Below are 24,478 nucleotides of genomic sequence, written 5' to 3' on the forward strand. Positions count from 1 at the left end.
CGCCTAGCGCGGATAAGCATCGGGAAAGCCCGCGCGGCGGATCCGGTCGAGCGCGATCACCAAGGTGCGGTGATTGTCGAAGGGCCCGGCAACGATGACATGGAGCTGCGGCCCATTGCCCTCGACATAGCTGCGCAGAACCGGCATGCCGAGCTTGCCCAGATGCGCGGCAGCGCGATCGGCATTGCCGCCATTGCTATAAACGCCAACCTGCACATAGCGCGCCCCGGCTGCCAGAAGCGGGCGGATCGGTTCGTCGGTGCGTGCGGCCTGTTTGGTCGCCGCCGGACGCGGTTGGACCGCCTTCACCTTATCAGCAGCCCGTTGATCGCGGCGCTGTGCGGCAACGCGCAGGGGCTTTGGCCGCGCCTTGGGGCGCATCTGCTGGCTCGATGGATCGGTTGCGACCTGCGCGCCGCTTTCGCGGGCGCCGAGGGTCTGACTTGCGGCGGTCGCGACCGCCACCTCGGCCTCGGCGGCAGGCGCGGGTGACGCCACCGGGACCGGCCGGTTAAAGGCGAGCCGCGCGAGATCATTGCCCGCGAGCCCGTCGCAAAAGCCCTGACTCGGGTCCTTGCCGAGCCCAGCCCCCTCGCCCGGCGCCTGCCCTTTGCCGCCATTATAGCCGAGCAGATGGCACAGGTTCTGATTGGGCTTCAGCCCGCTGCCCATTTGCGCGCGCAGGGCCGGGGCGGCCTTGATCTCTGCCGCGATCAGCCGGGCGGGCGCGTCCGACACGGGTTCGGGACCAAGATCGGGCAAGAGCTGAAGCGGCTCGGCCTGTCCAACCAGCTCGCCGGGGCGTAGATTGGTGACGACGGTACGGGTCAAGGCCTCTTCGATCAGCGCGGCCCGCGACGGCTCTGGTCCCGGGCTGGGCGCGGTCGCGGCGAGCATGTCGGGCGAGAGCCTGCGCGCCGAGAAGGTCGGGGGATAGCCGCAGATCGGCGCCCCGTCGCGCGCCACCCTCGCCTGCCAAACTCCACTTCCCTGCCGCAGAAAAACGCAGCCCTTGCTGTCGATATACTGGCGCGCCGTGAAATCGGCGGGCGGCTCTTCCGCCGGCTGGGGGAGTGCTGCGAAAGCGGCGCCGCCCAAAAGCAGCGCCGCGGCGATGAAAATCAAGAGTGATCTGGCCATCATCCTGTCCCGAACCGCGAGTCCAGACAGGTTTAGCCCAAGGGAATGAAGTCCGGGTTAACGGCGCTTATTTCGTGCCGAACATCCGGTCGCCAGCATCACCGAGACCCGGCACGATATAGCCATGCTCGTCGAGCCCCTCATCCAGCGCGGCGGTCACGATCGGCACATCGGGATGGGCCTCCTTCATGCGCGCGACCCCTTCGGGCGAGGCGAGCAGGCACAGGAAGCGCAGGTTCTTGGCGCCTGCCTGTTTCAGCAGATCAATCGCCGCGACCGAGGAGTTCCCCGTGGCCAGCATCGGATCGACGACGATGGTCATCCGCATGTCCAACTCATTGGGAACCTTGGAATAATACTGCACCGGTTGCAGGGTTTCCGGATCGCGGTAAAGGCCGATGAAGCCCACGCGCGCCGCCGGGATCAGCTCGAGAATGCCGTCCATCAGCCCGTTGCCCGCGCGCAGGATCGAGATCAGCGCCAGCTTCTTGCCCTCGAGCGTCGGCGCGACCATTTCCTGCATCGGCGTCTGGATCGTGGTGGTGGTGAGGTCCAGTTCCCGCGTGACCTCATAGGCGAGAAGCAGGCTGATCTCGCGCAGGAGCCTGCGGAAACCGGCGGTGGAGGTCGACTTGTCGCGCATGATGGTCAGCTTGTGCTGAACCAGCGGGTGGTTCACGACGGTCAAATGCTCGGTCATGAGAATTCCTTTCGCAGGCTTGTCTTTGTGTCAGTATCGCAAAACGCCGCGTCGATAGCCCAGAGATTCATGCGGCGAAAGTCCTCATCGTGCCATCCGAAGGCTTCCGCCAGCCGATCATACTCTTTCCGCAGCGTCGTGCCAAAGAAAGGCGGGTCGTCGGTCGAGACCGTCACGCGCACGCCCGCATCCGCAAGCCGCGCAATCGGATGGGCACGCCAATCCTTGCACAGGCCCAAAGCGATGTTCGAGCCCGGGCAGATTTCCAGCGTAATCTCGCGCTCGGCCAGATCGCGGACAAGCGCCGGATCCTCAATGGCGCGGATGCCGTGGCCGATGCGGGTGACGCCAAGCGCCAACGTGTCGCGGATGCTTTGCGGCCCGCCCCATTCGCCAGCATGGCTCGTGAGGCCGAGCCCGGCCTCGCGCGCGCAATCAAAGGACCAGGCGAAATCCCGGGCCTTGCCCTCGGTCTCGGCCCCGCCCATGCCAAAGCCCGTGACCCAGCCTCCCGAGGTCTCCGCCGCGCAAATCGCGGCACGGCGCGCCCGATCGGGGCCGAAATGACGCACTGCAGTCAGGATGGCGCGACTGTCGATGCCGTGACGGCGCATCCGCGCGGCCACCTCTTCCATCGCGCCCAGATAATCGCGCCAGGCATGGAGATCGCCGCCGCCGCAGAAATCGGGCGAGATGAAGAGCTCTGTATAGATCGCGCCCTCCTCCGCGCAGGCGCCGAGCACCTCCTCGAGCAGACGCGCATAATCGCGGGGCGTCGTCAGAACCGAGGTTGCCGCCTCATAGACGCGCAGGAAATCGGTAAAGCCGCGATAGGCATAGCCGCCCGCCTCGTCAAAGATCGGCGGCAGATCCACCCGCTTTTCCTGCGCGAGCGCGCGAATGAGAGCGGGCGGCGCCGCGCCTTCGAGATGGAGGTGGAGTTCGATCTTCTTCATCGGAGGTCCAGAAATGAGCGGCCCGGCCCAACGGGCGCGAGACCGAGGTGATCGGCCACCGAGGCCGCGACATCGACAAATGCGACCTGCCCGATCGGCTGCGCGCCATAGCCCCAGCCCAGCACCGGCACGCGCTCGCGGGTGTGGTCAGTGCCGCTCCAGCTTGGGTCATTGCCGTGATCGGCGGTGAAAATCGCGAGATCGCCGGGACGCAGACGCGCCATGAGCGCGCCCGCGATGCGGTCGAACCATTCAAGCGCCTGCGCATAGCCCTCGATATCGCGGCGGTGGCCATAGAGACTGTCGAATTCGACGAAATTGGCGAAGGTCAGACTGCCGGGCTCGGCCTCTTCAGCGAGCCGGAGCAGATGCTGCGCCAGATCGGCATCGCTCTGACCCTTGTGGAGATGGCTGATGCCGCGATGGGAGAAAATATCGCCGATCTTGCCGATCGCATGGGTGACGCGCCCAGCCCCCGCCGCCCGGTCGAGAATGGTCTCCGCCGGGGCGGGAATGGCATAGTCATGCCGGTTGGCGGTGCGGCGAAACGCGCCCTCTTGCCCCAGAAAGGGCCGCGCGATCACCCGCCCGACCCGCATCGGATGGACCAGAGCCGCCACCTTTTCGCATAGATCCAGCAGGCGCCCGAGCCCGAAGGCCTCTTCATGCGCCGCGATCTGGAGGACCGAATCGGCGGAGGTGTAGCAGATCGGCCAGCCCGTGCGCAGATGCTCGGCGCCAAGCTCGGCGAGGATCTCGGTCCCCGAGGCATGGCAATTGCCAAGGATACCACTTGTGCCTGCAAGCTCGGCGATTTGGCGCGTCAGCTCGGGCGGAAAGGCTGGGCGGGTCTTCGGGAAATAATGCCACTCGAAGGGCACCGGCACGCCCGCGAGCTCCCAATGGCCCGAGGGCGTGTCCTTGCCGCGCGAGACCTCGCTGGCCGCGCCCCAAAGGCCCTGCGGCGTGGCGCCAAGCCCGGCCGCTTGCGCGCCCGAGGCCAGATGCAGCGCCGCGCCCAGCCCCAGCCGGTCGAGGTTCGGCAGCGCCAAGGCCCGCACCGCCGCGATATGGGCCAGCGTATTCGCGCCGCTGTCGGGACGCTCATCGTTGAAAAAGCCCGCCGCATCGGGCGCGCCGCCAATGCCGACGCTGTCCATGACGATCAGAAAGGCGCGGTTCTGGTCTCGGCTCATGCGAGGATCCTTTCGAGGATCAGCGGCCCCTGCGCGGGTGCCTCGCCGATCACATATGCGGCGCGGACCTGGGCGGCGGCGGCCTCTGCCTCGGCCTCACTCCGGGCATGGACCAGCGCCAGCGGCGCGCCCGTGCTCACCTGATCGCCCTTGCGCAGAAGCTGCGACAGGCCGACGCGTGGATCAATGCGGTCGCTCGCCCGGACCCGACCGCCGCCAAGCGCCACGACCGCGCGGCCAAGCGCCGTGCCATCGACCGCCGCGACAAAGCCCGCCCCACCGGCCTCGACCGCGCGCACCACCGGCGCGGGGCCAAGGTAGGTGTCAGGGCGCTCGATCAGATCGCATGGCCCGCCCTGCGCCGCGATCATGCGGCCAAAGATTTCCGCAGCGCGACCCGAGGCGAAAGCCTCGCTGGCCCGCGCGGGGTCGATCCCCGCAAGCGTCAGGCCCTCCCCCGCCAGATCCAGCGCCAAGGCACAAAGCGCCCCTTCGCCGGTGCGAAACGCCTCGAGCACCGCGCGGATTTCCAGCGCATTGCCGGCCGCAGGCGCGAGCGGCTGATCCATATCGGTGATGCAGGCCATGGTCTTGCAGCCCGCGCCATTTGCAGTCTCGACCAAGGCCCGCGCCAGATCCCGCGCCGTGTCGAGATCCCGCGAAAACGCGCCAGAGCCGCATTTCACATCCAAGACCAGCCCGTCGAGCCCCGCCGCGAGCTTCTTTGACAGGATCGAGGCAGTGATGAGATCAAGGCTCTCGACCGTGCCGCTTTCATCGCGGATCGCGTAAAGCCTGCGGTCGGCCGGGGCGAGATCGCCGCTCGCCGCGACAATCGCCGTGCCGACCTCGGCGGTGATGCGGCGCAGCGCAGCCTCGTCAAGATCGACCCGGCAGCCGGGAATGGCCTCGAGCTTGTCGAGCGTGCCGCCGGTATGGCCCAGCCCGCGCCCCGAGATCATCGGCACAAAGGCCCCCGCAGCTGCCAACACCGGCGCAAGGATCAGGCTGACCGTATCGCCGATCCCGCCGGTCGAATGCTTGTCGAGCACCGGCCCCGGCAGATCCCAGCGCAGGACGCGTCCCGAATCGCGCATCGCCTCGGTCAAGGCAATCCGCCCGGCGCGCCCGGTGCCGCGCAGCAGAACCGCCATGGCAAAAGCCCCGGCCTGCGCATCGCTCAGCGTGCCCTCCGCGAGCCCGCGCGCGATCAGAGCCGCGCCGGAGGCGTCAAGCCCCTGCCCGTCACGCAGCGCGGCAATGACCCCGCGCGGGTCGCTCATGCATCCCCCGCCATATGCGCGGCGGCAAAACGGCCGGGCAGCAATTCCGCGATTGTGGTTGAATGTGTTTCGCCACTGACCGTGGCCAGCAGGACCGGAACCTCGCCCTTGCCGAATTCCGCGAGCTTCTGGCGGCAGCCGCCGCAAGGGGGCGTCGGCGCAGCACTTCCGGCGATGACGCAGACTTCGATCAGCTCGGTTTCGCCCGCAGCAATCATGGCCGCAATCGCGCCCGCTTCCGCGCAAGTGCCTTCAGGATACGCAACATTTTCGACATTGCAGCCGGCATAGATGCGGCCCGACAGCCCGCGCACGGCAGCCCCGACCTTGAACTTCGAATAGGGCGCGTAAGCCCTTTCGCGAACGTCACGCGCCGTTTCCAAAAGGGTCATTTGCCACCTCATCCTTTTGGTGCGATCTTGCGCGCAGGACCTAAGTTGTGCAAGCGGCGCTTCGCCCCCTGTTCGCAGTCAAAAAAATAGTTTAACGCTGAACCATTCCGTGGAGGGCGAGATGAAAGAACGCAGACAGGACAATGCTCGGCAGGCCGCACTGGATTATCACCAATATCCGCGCCCGGGCAAACTCGAGGTCCGTGCGACGAAACCCATGGCCAATGGCCGCGATTTAAGCCGCGCTTATTCGCCGGGCGTGGCCGAAGCCTGTCTTGAGATCAAGGCCGATCCGGCCAATGCTGCTCTTTATACCGCGCGCGCCAATCTGGTCGCGGTGGTTACGAATGGCACCGCGGTTCTGGGGCTTGGCAATATCGGCGCGCTCGCCTCGAAACCGGTGATGGAAGGCAAGGCCGTCCTCTTCAAGAAATTCGCCAATATCGATTGCTTTGACATCGAGCTCAATCAGACTGACCCGGAAAAGCTCGCCGAGATCGTCTGCGCGCTTGAGCCGAGCTTCGGCGCGATCAACCTTGAAGACATCAAGGCGCCCGATTGCTTCATCGTCGAAAAGATCTGCCGCGAGCGGATGAATATCCCGGTCTTCCACGATGACCAGCACGGCACCGCCATCGTCGTCGGCGCGGCGGCAACCAATGCGCTCCGCGTCTCGGGCAAGTCTTTCGACCAGATCAAGGTCGTCTCGACCGGCGGCGGCGCGGCGGGGATCGCTTGCCTCAACATGCTGCTCAAGCTGGGCGTCAAACGCGAGAATGTCTGGCTCTGCGACCTTGCCGGTCTGGTCTATGAGGGCCGCAACGAGCAGATGACCCCGCAAAAAGAGGAATATGCCCAGAAGACCGATCTGCGCACGCTCGATCAGGTGATCGAAGGGGCGGATCTCTTCCTCGGCCTCTCGGGTCCGGGCGTGCTGACGCCCGAAATGGTTGCGAAAATGGCCAAGCGTCCGATCGTGTTTGCGCTTGCCAATCCGACGCCCGAAATCCTGCCCGACGAGGTCCGTCAGGTCGCCCCCGATGCGATCATCGCGACCGGGCGCTCGGATTTCCCGAACCAGGTCAACAACGTCCTGTGCTTCCCCTTCATCTTCCGCGGCGCGCTTGATGTCGGCGCGACCACGATCAATGATGAGATGCAGCTCGCCTGTATCGACGCGATTGCGGCCCTCGCCCGCGCGACCACCTCGGCCGAGGCGGCGGCGGCCTATCAGGGCGAGCGTCTGAGCTTTGGCGCCGATTACCTGATCCCGAAACCCTTCGATCCCCGGCTGATCGGTATCGTCGCCACCGCCGTTGCCAAAGCCGCGATGGACTCTGGCGTCGCCACCCGTCCGATCGAGGATATCCCGGCCTACAAGCACCGGCTCGACGGCTCGGTCTTCCGCTCGGCGTTGATCATGCGCCCGGTCTTCGAGATCGCCGCGACCGCCAAGCGCCGCATCGTCTTTGCCGAGGGCGAGGATGAGCGCGTCCTGCGCGCCGCCAATGCCATGCTTGAGGAAACCACCGAGGTGCCGATCCTGATCGGTCGCCCCGAGGTCATCGAGATGCGCGCCGAGCGTGCCGGTCTGCCGATCCGCCCGAATGTCGATTTCGAGATCGTGAACCCCGAAAACGACCCGCGCTACCGCGATTACTGGGGCACCTATCACGAGCTGATGGCGCGTCAGGGCGTCACGCCCGACATCGCCCGCGCGATCATGCGCACGAATACCACGGCGATTGGCGCGGTCATGGTCCATCGCGGCGAGGCCGACAGCCTGATCTGCGGCACCTTCGGGCAATATTCCTGGCATTTGAACTATATCCGCCAGATCCTTGCCCGGGACGGCCATTGCCCGGTCGGCGCGCTCTCGCTGCTGATCCTTGAAGACGGCCCGCTGTTCGTGACCGACACGCAGGTCAACCACGCGCCGACGCCCGAGCAGGTCGCCGAGGCCGCGATTGGCGCGGCCCGCCATGTCCGCCGGTTCGGCATGGAGGCGAAGGTCGCGCTCTGCAGCCATTCGCAATTCGGCAATCTCGACACCGATTCCGGGCGCAAGATGCGCGCGGCGCTGGAAATCCTGCAATCGCGCAATGTCGATTTCGTCTTCGATGGCGAAATGCATGTCGATTCGGCGCTCGATCCGGCCCTGCGCGAGCGGCTCTTGCCGAATTCGCGGATCGAAGGTGCGGCGAATGTGCTGGTCTTCTCGGGAACCGACTCGGCCTCTGGCGTGCGCAACGCGTTGAAGATGAAGGCAAACGGCCTTGAGGTTGGCCCCATCCTGATGGGCATGGGCAACCGCGCCCATATCGTGACCCCCTCGATCACCACGCGCGGGCTGCTGAATATGGCCGCCATCGCAGGCACGCCGGTCAATCACTACGGCTGATCGGGTGGCTGACCGCATGGCTGGCCGGACCTCTGGCCGGCCATAGGCCTTTCGCACAAGAGCGGACCGGGCCTGTTTGTGCCAACATATCCCTGTTATCGCAACCAGAGGGCGCAGCTTTGTTGCGCCCTCTGCGTTCACGGCGTAACAAAGCTGCGAGAGGTGAGGGGATACTATGGCATACATCGATATCTACGACGGCTGGAAGTCCGACCCCGAGGCATTCTGGATGGAGGCGGCACGCTCGATCGACTGGATAAGGCCGCCCTCGAAAGCGCTCTTTGACGAAAATGCGCCGCTTTATGAATGGTTCTCGGACGGGCTAGTGAACACCTGCTGGAACGCGGTTGACCGTCATGTCGAGGCCGGTCGCGGCGATCAGCTGGCGCTCATCCATTCCTCGCCCGTCACCCATACCGTCAAAGGCACCACCTACCGCGAGCTGCGCGATCATGTCGCCGAGATCGCGGGCGGGCTGCGCGCCAAGGGCGTCCAGAAGGGCGACCGCGTCATCATTTACATGCCGATGATCCCCCAGGCGGTCGAGGCGATGCTCGCCTGCGCCCGCATCGGCGCGGTCCATTCGGTGGTCTTCGGCGGCTTTGCCGCGAATGAGCTCGCGGTGCGCATCGAGGATTGCAAACCCAAGGCGATCATTGCCGCCTCTTGCGGGATCGAGCCGGGCCGAATCGTCCATTACAAGCCCTTGCTCGATCAGGCGATCGAGCTCTCCGCCCATAAGCCCGATTTCTGCGTGATCTATCAGCGCGAGCAGGAAATCTGCGAGCTCATCCCCGGCCGCGACTTCGCTTGGCACAGCTTCCGCTTTGGCGTCGAGCCCGCCGAATGCGTCCCGGTCGAGGGCAATCACCCGCTTTATATTCTCTACACATCCGGCACGACCGGCCAGCCCAAGGGAGTGATCCGCCACACGGCGGGCTATCTCGTGGCGCTCAGCTGGACGATGAAGAACATCTACAACATCGAGGCCGGAGACCGCTTCTGGACCGCCTCGGATGTCGGCTGGGTCGTCGGTCACAGCTATATCTGCTATGGCCCGCTGATCACCGGCGCGACCTCGATCGTCTATGAAGGCAAGCCGGTCGGCACGCCGGATGCGGGCATGTTCTGGCAGGTCATCCAGAACCATAAGGTGAAAAGCTTCTTCACCGCGCCCACCGCCTTGCGCGCCATCCGCCGCGAAGATCCCGAGGGTCTGCTCATCAAGGATTACAACCTCTCGAACCTGCAGGCGGTGTTTCTGGCGGGCGAGCGCGCCGATCCGGAAACCATCGCTTGGGCGGCGAAGCATCTCAAGGTGCCGGTCATCGACCACTGGTGGCAGACCGAGACCGGCTGGGCGATTGCCGCAAACCCCTTTGGCATCGAGCTTTTGCCGGTCAAACCCGGCAGTCCGACGAAGCCGATGCCGGGCTATGAGATCGCAATCCTCGACGACGACGGCCATCCGGTTCCGGCGGGCACGCTTGGCGCGATTGCGATCCGCCTGCCGCTACCTCCGGGCACGCTGCCGGGGCTCTGGAATGCCGAGGCGCGGTTTCGCAAAAGCTATCTCGAGAAATTCCCGGGCTATTATGAGACCGGCGACGCGGGCTATCTCGATGAAGACGGCTATGTCTATATCATGGCGCGCACCGATGATGTCATCAATGTCGCGGGCCACCGCCTGTCCACCGGCGCGATCGAGGAGGTTCTGGCCGCCCATCCCGATGTCGCGGAATGCGCGGTGATCGGCGCGGCGGATGCGCTCAAGGGCCAGATGCCGGTCGGCTTTCTCTGCCTCAAGAAAGGCGCGCAAAAGCCCCATGCCGAGGTCGTGCGCGAGGTGGTGGCACTGGTGCGCGACTGCATCGGCCCGGTCGCGGCCTTCAAATCGGCAGTGGTGATCGACAGGCTGCCGAAGACGCGCTCGGGCAAGATCCTGCGCGCGACCATGGCCAAAATCGCCGATAGCGAAAGCTTCAAGCCCCCGGCGACCATCGACGATCCCGCGATCCTCGACGAGATCCGCGCGGCGCTGCAAACCATCGGTTACGCCAAAGCTTGAGCCCCACGCTGGCGGGCGGCCACTGGTCGCCCGTCCACCCCCGTCACTCAGGCGGTGGCGATCCAACCCCGGAAGGAAAAGCCCGCATAAAAGAGGCTGATATCGGTGAAACCGGCCTCGGCCAGCGCCGCCTCATCCTCTCGCGGGGACAAGATCGGCAACCGCTCGCCAATCGCCTTAGCGGCATTGCGGGCATTGGCTTCGGCGACGCCAGAGGCAGCTGCAAAGGCCGCATAGCGCGAGAGCCAAAGTGCGCGGCGCGCCTCGTCCTGAGGAAAGCTGTGATGCGCAAGGATCAGCGGCGCGCCGGGCTTCAGCCTCTGGCGCAGGGCGCGCAGCGTCGGCACGCGCTGCTCACGCGGCACAAAATGCATCGTCAGCAGGCAAGTCGCGCCGTCAAAGGGGCCGTCTGGCGCGGTCTCGATATAGCCCTCATGCAGCGCGATGCGCGCGGCAAAGGGCGCCGCGACCTCCCGCGCGAGGGCCAGCATCTCGGCCGAGGGATCGACCCCGGTGAAGCGCCACCCCGGCTGGCCTTCGGCAAAAAGCCGCAGCTCAAGCCCGCCGCCTGCGCCCAGAACCAGCACCTCGCCCTCGGGTCCAAGCGATTCCGCCAGCAAAAGTGCTGCCATGCGCTGCATATCGCGAAAGCCCGGCACTTGTCGCACCGGGCCTTCCGTATAACGCGCTACCTGATCGGGATCCGAGAAAGACGACATCGGTTTCTCCTGCAGGTGAAGGGAAATCAGCCCTCGATCTTGGCGCCAAGCGCGCTCATCAGCGGCAGGAAGACCGGGAAAGAGGTCATGATCGGCGCGCCATCATCGACGCTGATCGGCTGATCCGAGGCCAGCCCCGCAACGAGGAAGGACATGGCGATGCGGTGATCGAGATGCGTGACCGCGCAGGCCCCGCCCTTCAGGCTGCCCGTGCCATGCACGGTCATGCTGTCGCGGGTCTCATCGACGCTCGCGCCATTGGCGCGCAGGCCGACGGCCATTGCATCAATGCGGTCGCTCTCCTTGACGCGGAGCTCGGCCACGCCATTCATCACCGTCGCGCCTTCGGCAAAACAGGCCACGACCGAGAGGATCGGGAATTCGTCGATCATGCTGGCCGCGCGCTCGGCCGGGACCGAGACGCCTTTCAGCTTGGAATGGCGCACGACCAAATCGGCCACCGGCTCGCCGCCCTCTTCGCGGGTGTTTTCAAAGGTGATATCCGCGCCCATTTCCAGAAGCGTGACATAAAGCCCATCGCGAGTCGGGTTGCGGCTGACGCCCGGCACGCGAATCTCCGAGCCCGGCACGATCAGCGCGGCAGCCACCGGGAAAGCGGCGCTGGACGGATCGCGCGGCACGGCGACGGTCTGGCCCTTCAGCTCGGGACGGCCGGTCAGGGTGATGACATGGCCCTCATCGGTGACCTCGGTGCGGATGGTCGCGCCAAAGCCTGCAAACATGCGCTCGGTGTGATCGCGCGTCGCCTCTTTCTCGATGACGACGGTTTCGCCCGGCGCGTTCAACCCTGCGAAGAGAACCGCCGATTTGATCTGCGCGCTGGCCACCGGCGTGGTGTAGCGCACCGGCACCGGATCAACCGCGCCCTTGATCGTCACCGGCAAAAGCCCGCCTTCGCGCGCGGAAATCTCGGCCCCGAAAAGCGCGACCGGATCGGTCACGCGGCCCATCGGACGGCGCGAGAGGCTTGCGTCACCGGTGAAAGTCGCGGTGATCGGGGTCGTCGCCATCGCGCCCATGATCAGGCGCACGCCGGTGCCGGAGTTGCCGCAATCAATCACGCCCTCGGGCTCGGCAAAGCCGCCGACGCCCACGCCATTCACGGTCCAGGCGCCCTCGCCCGTGCGCTCGACCTTGGCCCCGAAAGCGCGCATCGCCTTGGCGGTGTCGATCACATCCTCGCCTTCGAGAAGGCCGGTGATCTTGGTTTCGCCCACCGCCAGCGCACCAAGGATCAGCGCGCGGTGGCTGATCGACTTGTCGCCCGGCACGGCGGCATCCCCCTTGAGCGCGCCCGAGCGGTGCGCGGTCATCGGTTTGGGTTCGGCGGAATGGGACATCGGGCGGGCCTTTCAGTAAACGCGGTCAGGCGTCGTTGCGGCGGAAGGTGACGTAATGGGGCGCACGGCCCTCACGCAGGGCCTTCTGCTCATAGCGGGTCGAGAGCCAATCCTCCCAAGCCTCCGGCCCTTCATGGACCAGCGTAAAGCCTGCGGGCGGCACCTCTTCCAGCGTCTGGCGGACGTAATCGGGAATATCGGTCGCGACACGGAACTCGGCACCCGACTTCAGCACGCGGTGAAGCGGGATGAGATGCTCGGGCGTGACGAAACGGCGGCGGTGGTGGCGCGCCTTGGGCCAGGGATCGGGATAGTTGAGGAAGGCCTTGGAAATCGAGCCCGCCGGCAGCACATCCATCAGATCGCGGGCATCGCCCGGATGGACGCTGACGTTTTCGACGCCCGCCGCGCGGATCTTGCCCAGAAGCATGGCGACGCCATTGATGAAGGGCTCGCAGCCAATGATCCCGACCTCTGGGTAGCGCGCGGCCATATGGACCATGTGCTCACCACCACCGAAGCCGACCTCCAGCCAGACCGGGCGGTCATCGCCAAAGACGCTGGCCGGATCGAAGGGCAAACGCTCGGGGTTTTCCTCGAAGGTGATGCCACGCGGGCGCAGCTCTCCGAGATCCTCGGAGAGATAGCCCTTCTGGCTTTGCCGCAGAGTCTTGCCGAAACGGCGGCCATAGAAATTGCGGCGCGGTGGGGTCGGATCGAATTCGCTCATGCCCGCGCTTTGCCCGCGCCGCGCCGAAAGGTCAAGCGCGGGCTTTGCTCCTTACTCGGCGGCGAGCCGGCTGATGACCACCGTCACCTCGGGCTTCTTGCCGATCTCTTCCATCGAGACCTGACGCGTGATCTTGCGGATCGCCTCTTCGAGACGGTCATCATCCATCACGGTCTTGTCGTCGACGCGTTCGAGAAAGTCCGACAGCTCGCTTTCGATATGGTCGATCAGCGCCACTCCGGCGCGACCGCGCGCGGGCAGGCCCATGGTTTCGACCCAAGCATCGGGCAGAGCATTGTCGTCTTCATCGACGATCACCGAGACCGTGGCATGACCGTTCAGCGCCATGCGGATGCGGTCGCGCACGATCCCGTCCATCGCCCCGATCAGGACCGAGCCATCAAGATAGACGCGACTCGTTTCGATCCGGTCAACGACCACCGGACGATCGCCGGTCAGATCCAGCATCGTGCCATTGGTCGCCACGGCCGAGGCAATGCCCTTGCCTGCCGCGATCTGGGCATGTTCGCGCAAATGCATATGCTCGCCATGCATCGGAATGACGATGCGCGGCTTCAAGAGCTCATGGACCGCCTCGATATCGGGACGGTTCGCGTGGCCCGAGACATGGTAAAGCCCGTCCTCGGCGTCGAAAACATCGACCCCCATTTCGGAGAAAGCGTTCATGATGCGGATGACATCGCGCTCATTGCCGGGAATGGTGCGCGAGCTGAAGAGGAAGCTGTCGCCCTCTTTCAGCTGCAGCCCAAGATAGCGCCCGCGCGAGAGCTGCGCCGTGGCGGCGCGACGCTCGCCCTGACTGCCGGTGACGATCAGCATGACCTTGTCGCGCGGCAGATCGGAGGCCTCTTCGGGCGAGATCACGCCGGGGAAGTTGCGCAGAACCCCGGTCTCTTGGGCGACGGTCACCATCTTGCGCATGGCGCGGCCGAGCAGGCAGACCTTGCGACCGGCGGCCAAAGCGGCCTCGGCCAAGGTCTTCAGACGGGCGACGTTCGAGGCAAAGGTGGTCGCGACCACCATGCCCTTTTGCGCCACGACGAAATCGAGCAGCGGATTGGCAAGCACCGCCTCGGACCGGCCCGGATTGGGGCTAAAGATATTGGTCGAGTCGCAGGTCAGAACTTTGACGCCATTGCCCTCATTGGCGATCTGATGCCAGACGACCGGGTCAAAGGCCTCGCCCACGACCGGGGTGCCGTCGAGTTTGAAATCGCCGGTGTGGACGATGCGGCCCGCGGGCGTGTCGATGATGAGCGCGGCGCTTTCCGGGATCGAATGGCTGATCGGCACGAATTGCACGGCGAAAGGCCCGGCCTGAATGACCGAGGGGCGCGGCTCGTGGATCTTGATCGCCTCGGTCGGCTGGCCTTGCTCGTCCATCTTGAGCGCGGCCAAAGCCCCGGTGAAGCGGCGGCAATGGATCGGCGCCTTGATACGCCCCCAGAGATGGCCAAGCGCGCCAATGTGATCCTCATGCCCGTGGGTGATGAAGATCCCTTCGATCCGGTCGCGGTTTTTCTCGAGCCAGGTCACATCGGCCATGATCAGGTCGATGCCAGGGGCCGAGTCCATATCGCCGAAGGTCACGCCCAGATCGACGACGATCAGGCGCTCTTTCCCGGGCTGGCCATAGCCATAGACATAGGCGTTCATGCCGATTTCACCGGCACCGCCAAGAGGCAGATAAATCAGGCGGTCAGACATTTCCGGCCTCCTTGTTGAAGTCATAAATCAATCGAAGACCATGCATGGTCAGATCTTCTTCAATGGCGTCGAACACATTCGTTCCTTGTTCGAACAGCGGCGCGAGGCCTCCTGTTCCGATGATTTTCATGGAAAGGCCGCGTTCGTCCCGGATCTTGGCAACAATGCCTTCGACAAGGCCGATATAGCCCCAGAAGATGCCGGACTGAATACAGGCGACCGTATTGGTGCCGATGACCTTGCTGGGCATGGTGACATCGACATGGGGAAGTGAGGCGGCTCCCATATGAAGCGCCTCGAGCGAAAGATTGACGCCGGGCGCGATCACGCCGCCAACATAGGCGCCGTCATCAGCCACCACGTCAAAGGTGGTTGCCGTGCCGAAATCGACAACGACGAGATCCGGGCCGTGCCGCTCGAAAGCACCGACGGCATTGACCAGCCGGTCCGGGCCGACGACCGTGCCCGCATCAACACGCGGCGCGACCGGCAGCAGGCAATCGGGCTTGCCGACGACCAGCGGGCGCGTGTCGAAATAGCGATGGCAGAGGACGCGCAGGTTGAAGACCACGCGCGGCGCGGTCGAGCTGATGATACAGGCCCCGATATTCAGCTCGAACTTCTGGACCGTCATCAGCGTCGAGAGCCAGACGAAATACTCATCCGCCGTGCGTCGGTGATCGGTCGAGATCCGCCATTGCGCCAGCAGTTTGTCGCCGTCGAAGATACCGAAAACGGTATTGGTGTTGCCGGTATCAATACAGAGCAGCATCACCGCGCCCCCTGAAAATAGACATCCGCCGCCGGAATGACCTTGCGGCCCTCGGCGGTCATCAGGACCAGCGCGCCAGCCTCGTCGATGCCCTCGAAGACGCCCTCGGTCTCGGTGCCGCCGGTGCGGGCAATGATGACCTCGCCCAGACGTGCGGCGCGTTGCAGCCAAGCGGTGCGGATCGGCGCGAAGCCGAAGGTCTCAAGCTGATGCTGCCACCGCGCGAAAGCCGGAGCAAGCAGGTCGAGGAAATCCTCGGGCGGCACGGCAAAGCCGCTTTCGCCCAGAACAGAGACCGGCAGGACCGCGCCCGGCTCGACCAGCTCGGGCGGCGGTGCGGCAGCAAGGTTGATGCCGATGCCGACGGCCACGGCGGGCTGCTCGGAGGCCGTGCCCGCGCTTTCAAGCAAGATGCCCGCGACCTTGCCGCCATTGAGCAGCACGTCGTTCGGCCATTTGATCGCAAGCCGCACCGACGGGCCAGCGGCCTGCGCCAAAGCATCATAAAGGGCAAGCGCCGCGACAAAAGAGAGCTGGGCCGCAACCGCGAGCCCACCCTTTGGCCGCGTCACCAAAGTGCCCGCGAAGTTTCCGGCCGGCATGGTCCAACCCCGCCCTCGCCGACCGCGGCCTGCGGTCTGGTCAAGCGTCAGGATCCAGGCCGGACCGGACAACGTCGGCGCCAGACGGAGCCCCTCGGCATTCGTGCTGCCGATGCTCGCCAGCACGAACCGGGCCACACCGTCGGGCCAGCCCTCACTCAACGGCGTCGGGCTCTGCGACGGTTCCCGGGGTCGCGGCTGCGGCAACGGTCGGGCCAACAAGCGACTCGGCGGCGCGTCCAGCCGCTTTGTCGATGCCGAGCATCGAGACCGCGCCCAGCAGCGTGATCGCCGCCGCGCCGATCAGCGCGACATATTGCGGGCTGCTCATCCGGCTGGTGATGGCTTCGCCCTCATCGCCGAAATAGATGTAGTAGACGATGCGGAGGTAGTAGAACGCCCCGATCACCGAAGCGATCACGCCCAGAACCGCAAGCCAGCCGAGCCCCGCGCTAATCGCCGCCGAGAGCACGCCGAATTTCGCGAAAAAGCCCAACATCGGCGGCACGCCCGCGAGGCTGAAGAAGAGGATCAGCAGCGCCAGAGCCTTGGTCGGTGAGGTCTTCGCAAACTGGTTCATCGCCTTGATGTCGGTGACCGGAACCCCGTCCCGCTCCATCGACAGGATGAAGGCAAAGGTGCCGACGTTCATGATCGTATAGATGGTCATGTAGACCAGCATGGTCTGAACGCCGTAAGCCGTCCCGGCGGCAAGCCCGATCAGCGCAAAGCCCATATGGGCAATCGAGGAATAGGCCATCAGACGCTTGACGTTGCGCTGACCGATCCCCGCGATCGAGCCGAGGAACATCGACAGAAGCGCCAGCAGCGCGATGATCTGGGTCCAGTCGCCCGGCACATGGCCGAAAGCGTCAAACATCACCCGCGCGATCAGTGCCATGGCCGCGACTTTCGGCGCGGTGGCGAAGAAAGCGGTCACCGGCGTCGGCGAGCCCTCATAGACATCGGGGGTCCACATGTGGAAGGGCACCGCCGAGACTTTGAAGGCCAGACCGACTAGCAGGAAGACCATGCCGAACAGCAGGCCAAGCGGCAGATGCCCGGCGTTCACGGTCTGGATGATGCCCGCGAAATTCGTGGTCCCGGCAAAGCCATAGACCAGCGAGGCGCCGTAAAGCAGCATCCCCGACGACAGCGCGCCAAGGACGAAATATTTGAGGCCCGCTTCGGACGAGCGCGCGCTCTCGCGCCGGATGGCCGCCACGACATAGAGCGCGAGCGATTGCAGCTCGAGGCCCATGTAAAGGGTCAGCAGGTCTCCGGCAGAGATCATCACCATCATGCCGACCACCGCGAGCGCGATCAGGATCGGCAGCTCGAAGCGCAAAAGCCCCTGGCGTTCAAGGAAATCTGCGCTCATCGCCAGAACGGCCGCCGCGCCGACCAGCGCCACCACCTTGGCAAAGCGCGCGAAGGCGTCGTCGATGAACATGTCATGGAAGGCGCGGGTGTCGCTGTGCTCGCCGAGCCCGGTCATGGCCGCGACGATCAACAGCGCCGCGACCGTGACCCAGAGGATCGGTCGCGCCAGCGCGTCCTTGCCGAAATAGGCCCCCGCCATCAGCGCCAGAAGCGCATAGATCGCCAGCGTGAATTCCGGGAGGATGGTTGAGAAATCGAGCGATGTCATAGCCGCCCCCCTTAGTGGCTTGCGTCAGCCGCAGCGACCGCAGGCGCGGCCGGCTGGCTGGCATTGTAGTGATTGATAAGCGAAGTGACCGCAGGTCCGGTGATATCGGTGACGGCGCGCGGATAGACGCCAAGGATCAGCGTCATCGCGATCAGCGGCACGAAGATCCAGCGCTCGCGCGCGGTCATGTCGCTGATCGTCTTGAGGCTTTCCTTGACCAGCTGGCCGAAGGTCACGCGACGGTAGAGCCAGAGCGCGTAAGAGGCCGAGAGGATCACGCCCGAGGTGGCGACCAGAGCGACCCAGGTGTTGACCCGGAAGGCGCCAAGCAGCGTCAGGAACTCGCCGACAAAGCCCGAGGTCCCCGGCAGGCCGACGTTCGCCATGGTGAAGAACATGAAGACCAGCGCATATTTTGGCATCCGGTTCACGAGACCGCCGTAAGCGTCGATCTCGCGGGTGTGCATCCGGTCATAGATCACGCCGACGCAGAGGAAGAGCGCGCCCGAGATGAAGCCATGCGACAGCATCTGGAAGATCGCGCCATCAACGCCCGGCTGGTTCACGGTGAAAATACCAAGCGTGACATAGCCCATATGCGCGACCGACGAATAAGCGATCAGCTTTTTCATGTCGGACTGCACCAGCGCCACCAGCGAAGTGTAGACGATGGCAATCGCCGAGAGCCAGAAGATATAGGGCTGCGCGACGCCGCTCGCGACCGGGAACATCGGCAGTGAGAAGCGCAGGAAGCCGTAACCGCCCATTTTCAGCAAGATCGCGGCCAGCACGACCGAACCGGCAGTCGGCGCTTGAACGTGAGCATCGGGCAGCCAGGTGTGGACCGGCCACATCGGCATCTTGACCGCGAAGCTTGCGAAGAAGGCCAGGAACAGCAGCATCTGCGTGCCGCCGACGATGGTCACGCCCAGCAGACGATAGGTCTCGGACGGGAATTTGAAGGTCAGCAGGGTCGGAATGTCGGTCGTGCCTGCCATGTGATACATGGCGATCATCGCGACCAGCATCAGCACCGAGCCGAGGAAGGTGTAGAGGAAGAACTTGAAGGCCGCATAGATGCGGTTCTGGCCGCCCCAGATACCGATGATCAGGAACATCGGGATCAGACCTGCCTCGAAGAAAAGGTAGAAGAGCACGAGATCCAGCGCGGTGAACACGCCGATCATCAGCCCCTCGAGCACGAGGAAGGCGATCATATATTCCTTGACGCGCTTCTCGACGCTCCAGGTCGAGAGGATCGTCAAAGGCATCAGGAAGGTCGTCAGCATCACGAAGAGGATCGAGATGCCGTCGACGCCCATCTTGTATTTGAGGCCCATGATCCAGTCGCGGTCTTCCACGAACTGGAAGCCGGTATTGGCCGGATCAAAGCCGAAGAGGACCATCAGCGAGATGAGGAAGGTCGCCGTTGTGGCAATCAACGCGAGCCAGCGGGCGTTGCGGTTGGCGGCCTCGTCATGGCCGCGCAGGAACAGCGCCAGAATGCCCGCCGCCACAATCGGCAGGAAGGTGATGATGGAAAGAAGGTTCGTCATATCAGTGCGCGCCTCGCATCATCACCCAGATCAGCAAGCCGACGATGCCCAGAACCATCGCAAAGGCGTAGTGGAAGATATAGCCAGACTGCATCCGGCTGGCGGCGCGGGTCAGGCGGGGGATCACCCCAAGGGCCACGCCATTGATTGAACCGTCGATGATCTTGCCGTCGCCGTCCTTCCACAGGACTTTGCCGAGCCAGAGCGCCGGACGCACGAAGATGAAGTTGTAGATCTCGTCGAAATACCACTTGTTGAGCAGGAACTGGTAGAGAACCCGCTGCTGCGCGGCGAGCTTCGCCGGAGCCGAGGGATGACGGATATACATCATCCAAGCCACGAAGAGACCAAGCAGCATGGCGATGAAGGGCGAGACCTTGACCCAATTCGGGGAATGGTGCGCCTCATCCATGATGTGGTTGTCGGGATGCATATAGATCGCGCCCCCGACCGGAGCCGGAACATGGGTGTTCAACCCGTGATCGGCCGAAGCGGTCTCGGCTGCCGGAGCGGCATGGCCCGCGGCTTCGGTCGTCGCAGCCTCGGCCGTGCCCGGAGCGGCGTCGCTCGCATGGGTCACTGGCGCAGCTTCGTCCTCGGCATGAGCCTCTGCGCCGCCGATGCTGAAGAATTTCTCGACCGCATGGTGATCGCCGAAGAAGGGCTTGTACCAGACCATCCCGGCCAGAACCGCACCAATGGCGAGAACGCCAAGCGGAATGGTCATCACCAGCGGGCTTTCATGCGCATGATCATAGGCATGGTGATCGCCGCGCGGTTTGCCCCAGAAGGTCAGGAACATCAGGCGCCAGGAATAGAAGCTCGTGAGGCAGGCCGCGATGACCAGCATCCAGAAGGCGTAATTGCTGCCCGCCCAGGCGCTCTCGATCACGGCGTCTTTCGACAGGAAGCCCGCGAAACCGATCGTGGTCAGCGGAATGCCGACGCCGGTGATCGCCAGAGTGCCGATCAGCATCGCCCAGAAGGTCAGCGGCACCTTTTTGCGCAGACCGCCGTAGTTGCGCATGTCCTGCTCGTGGTGCATCGCATGGATGACCGAGCCCGCGCCGAGGAAGAGCATTGCCTTGAAGAAAGCATGCGTCAGCAGGTGGAACATCGCGACCGAATAGACGCCGAGACCCGCGGCCACGAACATATAGCCGAGCTGCGAACAGGTCGAATAAGCGATCACGCGCTTGATGTCGTTCTGCACCAGGCCGACCGTCGCCGCGAAGAACGCGGTCGAGGCACCAATGATGACGATGAAATGCTTGGTGTCGGGCGCGAATTCAAAGAGCGGCGACATCCGGCAGACGAGGAAGACGCCCGCGGTCACCATGGTTGCGGCGTGGATCAGCGCCGACACCGGGGTCGGACCTTCCATCGCATCCGGCAGCCAGGTGTGCAGGAAGAGCTGTGCCGATTTACCCATGGCGCCGACAAAGAGCAGGAAGGCCAAGAGGTTCGCGGCATTCCAGTCGCGCCAGAGGAAATGCAGGTTGGTCTCGGCGATCTGGGGCACTTGCTGGAAGATCGCGTCGAAATTGATCGTGCCGGTCAGCCAGTAGAGGCCGAAGATCCCGAGCAGGAAGCCGAAGTCGCCGACCCGGTTGACGATGAAGGCCTTCATCGCCGCCGCACCCGCCGATTGCTTCTTATAATAGAAGCCGATCAGCAGATAAGAGGCGACGCCCACGCCCTCCCAGCCGAAGAACATCTGCAAGAGGTTGTCGGCCGTCACCAGCATCAGCATGGCGAAGGTGAAGAACGAGAGATAGGCGAAGAAGCGCGCCTTATAGTGTTCGTCATGGGTCCAGTTGTCGTCATGGGCCATATAACCCATCGAATACATATGAACGAGCGCCGAGACCGAGGTGACGACGATCAGCATGATCGCAGTCAGGCGGTCGAGACGGATGCCCCATTCCGACACAAAATCGCCGGTCACGATCCAGTCGAGCACCGGCACATGGCGCGGAACCCCGTCATAGCCGAGGAAAATCACCCAAGACAGGATACAGGCCAGAAAGAGCAGGCCCGTGGTCAGATATTGGGCGGCCTTCTCTCCGATGAGTCGCCAGCCGAAACCGGCGATCAGCGCACCGACGAGCGGCGCGAAGAGGACGATCTTTTCCATGCTGGCTTAACCTTTCATCACGTTCACGTCTTCCACCTCAATGGTGCCGCGGTTGCGGAAGAAGACGACAAGGATCGCCAGGCCGATGGCGGCTTCCGCCGCGGCGACCGTCAGGACGAAGATCGTGAAGACCTGTCCCGCGAGATCGCCCAGATGGGTCGAGAAGGCGACGAAATTGATATTCACCGACAGAAGGATCAGTTCGACCGACATCAGGATAACGATCACGTTCTTGCGGTTGACGAAGATGCCGAAGATGCCGGTGACGAAAAGGATCGCCCCCACGACAAGGTAATGCGCCAGACTGATCATCTTTTGTCCCTCGGTTTGCTTTGCGGCAGTTCGGCTGCCTGCGGCTGTGCGGGGCGGTTCATCAGAGACCCTGCCCCGGCTTGACGTCTTTGAGTTCCATGGTCTTGGCCGGATCGCGCCACATTTGCTCAAGCACGTTCTGGCGCTTGATGTCGCGACGGTGGCGCATGGTCAGCACGATCGCCCCGATCATCGCGACCAGCAGGACCAGACCAGCGAGCTGGAAGATCAGCAGGTAGCGGTCGTAAAGGATCATCCCCAGACCATGGGTGTTCTGAACCGATTCAATGATCGGCGCGGCGCGCAAAGCCTCGGCCTGATCCGAGCTCGCCCAATTCGAATAGACGATGCCAAGCTGGGCGATCAGCACGATCGAGATGATGATCGCCAGCGGCAGATAGCGCGCGAGCTCGCCCTTGAGCTTGGCGAAATCGACATCGAGCATCATCACCACGAAGAGGAAGAGCACCGCGACCGCGCCGACATAGACGACGACCAGCAGCAAAGCGACGAATTCCGCCCCCTGCAGGATGAAGAGACCCGCCGCAGAGAAAAAGGCCAGAATGAGCCACAGGACCGAGTGGACCGGGTTGCGCGACATCACCACCATGAAACCCGCGACGCAGACGCAGATCGCGAAAAGGTAAAAGGCTAAGGCCATCATTCTTCGTTCTCCTCGGAGAAAACGCTCTGGGCGATCTCCAGCGCCTTCTGCATGGCGGGCAGACCGGCGAACATGCTCATCTGATAGATCACCTCGGCGATCTCACGTTTGGTTGCCCCGGCCTCCAGCGCATGGCGGATGCTCAGGCGCATCTGCGGCTCGGCGAGCGAGCCCTGCACGGTCAGGGCCGCGATCGTCACCAAAAGACGGGTGCGGGCATCAAGCCCGTCGCGGTTGAAGGTCTTGCCAAACCACATCTCAAGCATCTCTGCCGGCATCACCGGCATGAGCTTTTCAAAGGCGCGGGTGTCGAGATTTTCCAGCGCCGGATTGAAGGCGCGCGCCATCTCCTGACCCTGCTGGATCATCTGCGCGAAGAGTTTGGCGAAACCATCGGTCATCTGTAGGGCGCATCCATCGCGAGGTTGCGCGCGATTTCCGCTTCCCAGCGGGCGCCGTTGTCGAGCAGCTTTTCCTTGTCGTAGAAGAGCTCTTCGCGGGTCTCGGTCGAATATTCGAAGTTCGGACCTTCGACGATGGCATCGACCGGGCAGGCCTCCTGACAGAAGCCGCAATAGATGCACTTCGTCATGTCGATGTCATAGCGCGTGGTGCGGCGCGAGCCGTCCTCGCGCGGTTCGGCGTCAATCGTGATCGCCTGCGCCGGGCAGATCGCTTCGCAGAGTTTACACGCGATGCAGCGCTCTTCCCCGTTGGGGTAGCGGCGCAGCGCATGTTCGCCGCGAAAGCGCGGGCTCAGCGGGCCCTTTTCATGGGGATAGTTCAGCGTGGGTTTCGGCGAGAAGAAATAGCGCATCCCGAGGCCGAAACCCTTCAGGAAATCCCACATCAGGAAGTATTTCGTCGCCCGGGCGAGATCCAAAGCCATTGGTTATTTCCCCTCCGGGGCGGCAAAGCGGTCGAGCGCGGCGACATAGTCACGCACACGGGCGCTGTCGATCGCATGATCCGTCGGTTCAAGGTTGTTGGCGAGATAATGCGCCAGCTCGATCTTGTCGGTTTCGCTGGCGTGGCTCAGCATTTCCGCAATTTTGTTCGAATAAGCCATGGATCACACTCCTGCCCAACGGGCCCAAAGACCACCAAGAACTTCGTAGCGAGCCAGGAAGGCGACCAGAACGACCCAGCCGAGCGAGAGCGGCAGGAAGACCTTCCAGCCAATGCGCATCAACTGGTCGTAGCGGTAGCGCGGCACGATCGCCTTCGCCATCGAGAACATGAAGAACCACATCCACATCTTGATGACCATCCACCACCAGCCGTCGGCGATGAAGGGAACCGGCGAGAGCCAGCCGCCGAAGAACAGCAGCGAAAGCAGCGCGCACATCAGATACATGGCGATATATTCGCCCGCCATGAAGAGCAGATAGGGCGTCGAGGAATATTCGGTCATGAAGCCGGCAACCAGCTCGGATTCCGCTTCGGCAAGGTCGAAGGGCGGGCGGTTGGTTTCGGCAAGGGCCGAGACGAAGAACAGCACGACCATCGGCAGATGCGGCAGGAAGTACCAGTTCAGCAGGCCGTAATCGCCACGCTGCGCCTCGACGATCGCGGTGAGGTTCATCGAGCCGGTCGAGATGATGATGCCGATGATGATGAGGCCCATCGAGACCTCATAGGAAATCATCTGCGCCGCCGCCCGGATCGCCGAGAGGAAGGGATATTTCGAGTTCGACGCCCAGCCGCCCATGATCACGCCGTAAACCTCAAGCGAGGAGGCCGCGAAGATGAACAGGATTCCGACGTTGATATTCGCCATGACCCAGCCGTCATCGAAGGGAATGGCGACAAAGGCAAATAGCGCCAGAACCATCGACAGGAAGGGCGCGAGGAAGAAGACGAACTTATCCGCACCCGCCGGGACGACGATTTCCTTGAAGACGTATTTCAACGCATCGGCGAAGGTCTGGAACAGCCCCCAGGGTCCGACGACGTTCGGACCACGGCGCATCTGGACCGCGGCCCAGATCTTGCGGTCGCCATAGACCATGTAAACCAGCGACATCATCACGAATGCGATGATCGCCAAACCCTGCAGCAGCAGGATCACTGCGTGACCCAGGTACGATGACCAGAAACCTGCCATGAT

At 63.8% G+C, this 24,478-nt stretch carries 23 protein-coding genes; 2 read left to right on the forward strand and 21 right to left on the reverse strand.

What is annotated here, in order from left to right:
- Positions 1 to 3: 3 nt before the first annotated feature.
- The 6 genes from JCM7686_RS12515 to JCM7686_RS12540 form a co-directional block, all read right to left on the reverse strand.
- A complete protein-coding gene (locus JCM7686_RS12515) occupies positions 4 to 1,140 on the reverse strand; it encodes an SPOR domain-containing protein (protein ID WP_051201564.1) in 1,137 nt (378 codons plus the stop codon).
- Positions 1,141 to 1,207: 67 nt separating this feature from the next.
- Positions 1,208 to 1,840, reverse strand: coding sequence for a uracil phosphoribosyltransferase (upp, locus tag JCM7686_RS12520; protein WP_020951186.1), 633 nt, complete (start codon positions 1,838 to 1,840; stop codon positions 1,208 to 1,210).
- Complete coding sequence (locus JCM7686_RS12525) at positions 1,837 to 2,796, reverse strand: adenosine deaminase (RefSeq protein WP_020951187.1); 960 nt, start codon at positions 2,794 to 2,796, stop codon at positions 1,837 to 1,839. The genes upp and JCM7686_RS12525 overlap by 4 nt, the downstream gene beginning before the upstream one ends.
- On the reverse strand, positions 2,793 to 3,992 hold the full coding sequence (locus JCM7686_RS12530) for a phosphopentomutase (RefSeq protein WP_020951188.1): 1,200 nt from the start codon (positions 3,990 to 3,992) through the stop codon (positions 2,793 to 2,795). The genes JCM7686_RS12525 and JCM7686_RS12530 overlap by 4 nt, the downstream gene beginning before the upstream one ends.
- On the reverse strand, positions 3,989 to 5,275 hold the full coding sequence (locus tag JCM7686_RS12535; RefSeq protein WP_020951189.1) for a thymidine phosphorylase: 1,287 nt from the start codon (positions 5,273 to 5,275) through the stop codon (positions 3,989 to 3,991). The genes JCM7686_RS12530 and JCM7686_RS12535 overlap by 4 nt, the downstream gene beginning before the upstream one ends.
- Complete coding sequence (locus tag JCM7686_RS12540; RefSeq protein ID WP_158442362.1) at positions 5,272 to 5,679, reverse strand: cytidine deaminase; 408 nt, start codon at positions 5,677 to 5,679, stop codon at positions 5,272 to 5,274. Before JCM7686_RS12540 ends, JCM7686_RS12535 begins: the two co-directional genes overlap by 4 nt.
- A 109-nt stretch (positions 5,680 to 5,788) precedes the next feature.
- Here JCM7686_RS12540 and JCM7686_RS12545 point away from each other — a divergent pair, with 109 nt between their 5' ends.
- Together JCM7686_RS12545 and JCM7686_RS12550 are read left to right on the forward strand one after the other, a co-directional pair.
- Positions 5,789 to 8,068, forward strand: coding sequence for an NADP-dependent malic enzyme (locus tag JCM7686_RS12545; RefSeq protein WP_020951191.1), 2,280 nt, complete (start codon positions 5,789 to 5,791; stop codon positions 8,066 to 8,068).
- A 175-nt stretch (positions 8,069 to 8,243) separates the two neighbouring features.
- The gene (locus tag JCM7686_RS12550) at positions 8,244 to 10,136 is read left to right on the forward strand and encodes a propionyl-CoA synthetase (RefSeq protein WP_020951192.1); all 1,893 of its coding nucleotides are present in this window, start codon (positions 8,244 to 8,246) and stop codon (positions 10,134 to 10,136) included.
- A 47-nt stretch (positions 10,137 to 10,183) separates the two neighbouring features.
- On the opposite strand, the gene JCM7686_RS12555 is transcribed toward JCM7686_RS12550, so the two are convergent.
- The 15 genes from JCM7686_RS12555 to nuoH all read right to left on the reverse strand — a co-directional run bounded on the left by JCM7686_RS12555 (position 10,184) and on the right by nuoH (position 24,475).
- Complete coding sequence (locus JCM7686_RS12555; protein WP_020951193.1) at positions 10,184 to 10,855, reverse strand: class I SAM-dependent methyltransferase; 672 nt, start codon at positions 10,853 to 10,855, stop codon at positions 10,184 to 10,186.
- Positions 10,856 to 10,881: 26 nt separating this feature from the next.
- Positions 10,882 to 12,216 (reverse strand): 3-phosphoshikimate 1-carboxyvinyltransferase, encoded by a 1,335-nt coding sequence (gene aroA, locus JCM7686_RS12560; RefSeq protein WP_020951194.1) that lies wholly within the window; start codon positions 12,214 to 12,216, stop codon positions 10,882 to 10,884.
- 25 nt (positions 12,217 to 12,241) lie between these two features.
- Positions 12,242 to 12,946, reverse strand: coding sequence for a tRNA (guanine(46)-N(7))-methyltransferase TrmB (gene trmB, locus JCM7686_RS12565; RefSeq protein WP_020951195.1), 705 nt, complete (start codon positions 12,944 to 12,946; stop codon positions 12,242 to 12,244).
- Positions 12,947 to 12,997: 51 nt separating this feature from the next.
- Positions 12,998 to 14,674 (reverse strand): ribonuclease J, encoded by a 1,677-nt coding sequence (locus tag JCM7686_RS12570; protein WP_020951196.1) that lies wholly within the window; start codon positions 14,672 to 14,674, stop codon positions 12,998 to 13,000.
- Positions 14,667 to 15,446, reverse strand: coding sequence for a type III pantothenate kinase (locus tag JCM7686_RS12575; protein WP_020951197.1), 780 nt, complete (start codon positions 15,444 to 15,446; stop codon positions 14,667 to 14,669). The genes JCM7686_RS12570 and JCM7686_RS12575 overlap by 8 nt, the downstream gene beginning before the upstream one ends.
- Complete coding sequence (locus tag JCM7686_RS12580; protein ID WP_041527340.1) at positions 15,446 to 16,210, reverse strand: biotin--[acetyl-CoA-carboxylase] ligase; 765 nt, start codon at positions 16,208 to 16,210, stop codon at positions 15,446 to 15,448. The genes JCM7686_RS12575 and JCM7686_RS12580 overlap by 1 nt, the downstream gene beginning before the upstream one ends.
- Positions 16,203 to 17,699, reverse strand: coding sequence for an NADH-quinone oxidoreductase subunit NuoN (gene nuoN / locus JCM7686_RS12585; RefSeq protein WP_020951199.1), 1,497 nt, complete (start codon positions 17,697 to 17,699; stop codon positions 16,203 to 16,205). The genes JCM7686_RS12580 and nuoN overlap by 8 nt, the downstream gene beginning before the upstream one ends.
- An 11-nt stretch (positions 17,700 to 17,710) precedes the next feature.
- The gene (locus JCM7686_RS12590; RefSeq protein ID WP_020951200.1) at positions 17,711 to 19,255 is read right to left on the reverse strand and encodes an NADH-quinone oxidoreductase subunit M; all 1,545 of its coding nucleotides are present in this window, start codon (positions 19,253 to 19,255) and stop codon (positions 17,711 to 17,713) included.
- Position 19,256: 1 nt separating this feature from the next.
- Complete coding sequence (gene nuoL / locus JCM7686_RS12595) at positions 19,257 to 21,392, reverse strand: NADH-quinone oxidoreductase subunit L (protein ID WP_020951201.1); 2,136 nt, start codon at positions 21,390 to 21,392, stop codon at positions 19,257 to 19,259.
- A 6-nt stretch (positions 21,393 to 21,398) separates the two neighbouring features.
- Positions 21,399 to 21,704, reverse strand: coding sequence for an NADH-quinone oxidoreductase subunit NuoK (nuoK, locus tag JCM7686_RS12600; RefSeq protein WP_020951202.1), 306 nt, complete (start codon positions 21,702 to 21,704; stop codon positions 21,399 to 21,401).
- Between the two features lie 61 nt (positions 21,705 to 21,765).
- The gene (locus tag JCM7686_RS12605) at positions 21,766 to 22,368 is read right to left on the reverse strand and encodes an NADH-quinone oxidoreductase subunit J (protein ID WP_020951203.1); all 603 of its coding nucleotides are present in this window, start codon (positions 22,366 to 22,368) and stop codon (positions 21,766 to 21,768) included.
- Positions 22,365 to 22,769: a carboxymuconolactone decarboxylase family protein gene (locus JCM7686_RS12610; protein WP_020951204.1), complete on the reverse strand. Its 405-nt coding sequence runs from the start codon at positions 22,767 to 22,769 to the stop codon at positions 22,365 to 22,367. Before JCM7686_RS12610 ends, JCM7686_RS12605 begins: the two co-directional genes overlap by 4 nt.
- Positions 22,766 to 23,257 carry an NADH-quinone oxidoreductase subunit NuoI gene (gene nuoI, locus JCM7686_RS12615; RefSeq protein WP_020951205.1) on the reverse strand — a complete coding sequence of 164 codons (492 nt, stop codon included), beginning with the start codon at positions 23,255 to 23,257 and terminating at the stop codon, positions 22,766 to 22,768. Before nuoI ends, JCM7686_RS12610 begins: the two co-directional genes overlap by 4 nt.
- 3 nt (positions 23,258 to 23,260) lie before the next feature.
- Positions 23,261 to 23,437: a hypothetical protein gene (locus tag JCM7686_RS24820; RefSeq protein ID WP_020951206.1), complete on the reverse strand. Its 177-nt coding sequence runs from the start codon at positions 23,435 to 23,437 to the stop codon at positions 23,261 to 23,263.
- 3 nt (positions 23,438 to 23,440) lie between these two features.
- The gene (gene nuoH, locus JCM7686_RS12620; protein WP_020951207.1) at positions 23,441 to 24,475 is read right to left on the reverse strand and encodes an NADH-quinone oxidoreductase subunit NuoH; all 1,035 of its coding nucleotides are present in this window, start codon (positions 24,473 to 24,475) and stop codon (positions 23,441 to 23,443) included.
- Positions 24,476 to 24,478: the final 3 nt, after the last annotated feature.

Origin of the sequence: Paracoccus aminophilus JCM 7686, from assembly GCF_000444995.1 — a bacterium.
Classification (GTDB): domain Bacteria; phylum Pseudomonadota; class Alphaproteobacteria; order Rhodobacterales; family Rhodobacteraceae; genus Paracoccus; species Paracoccus aminophilus.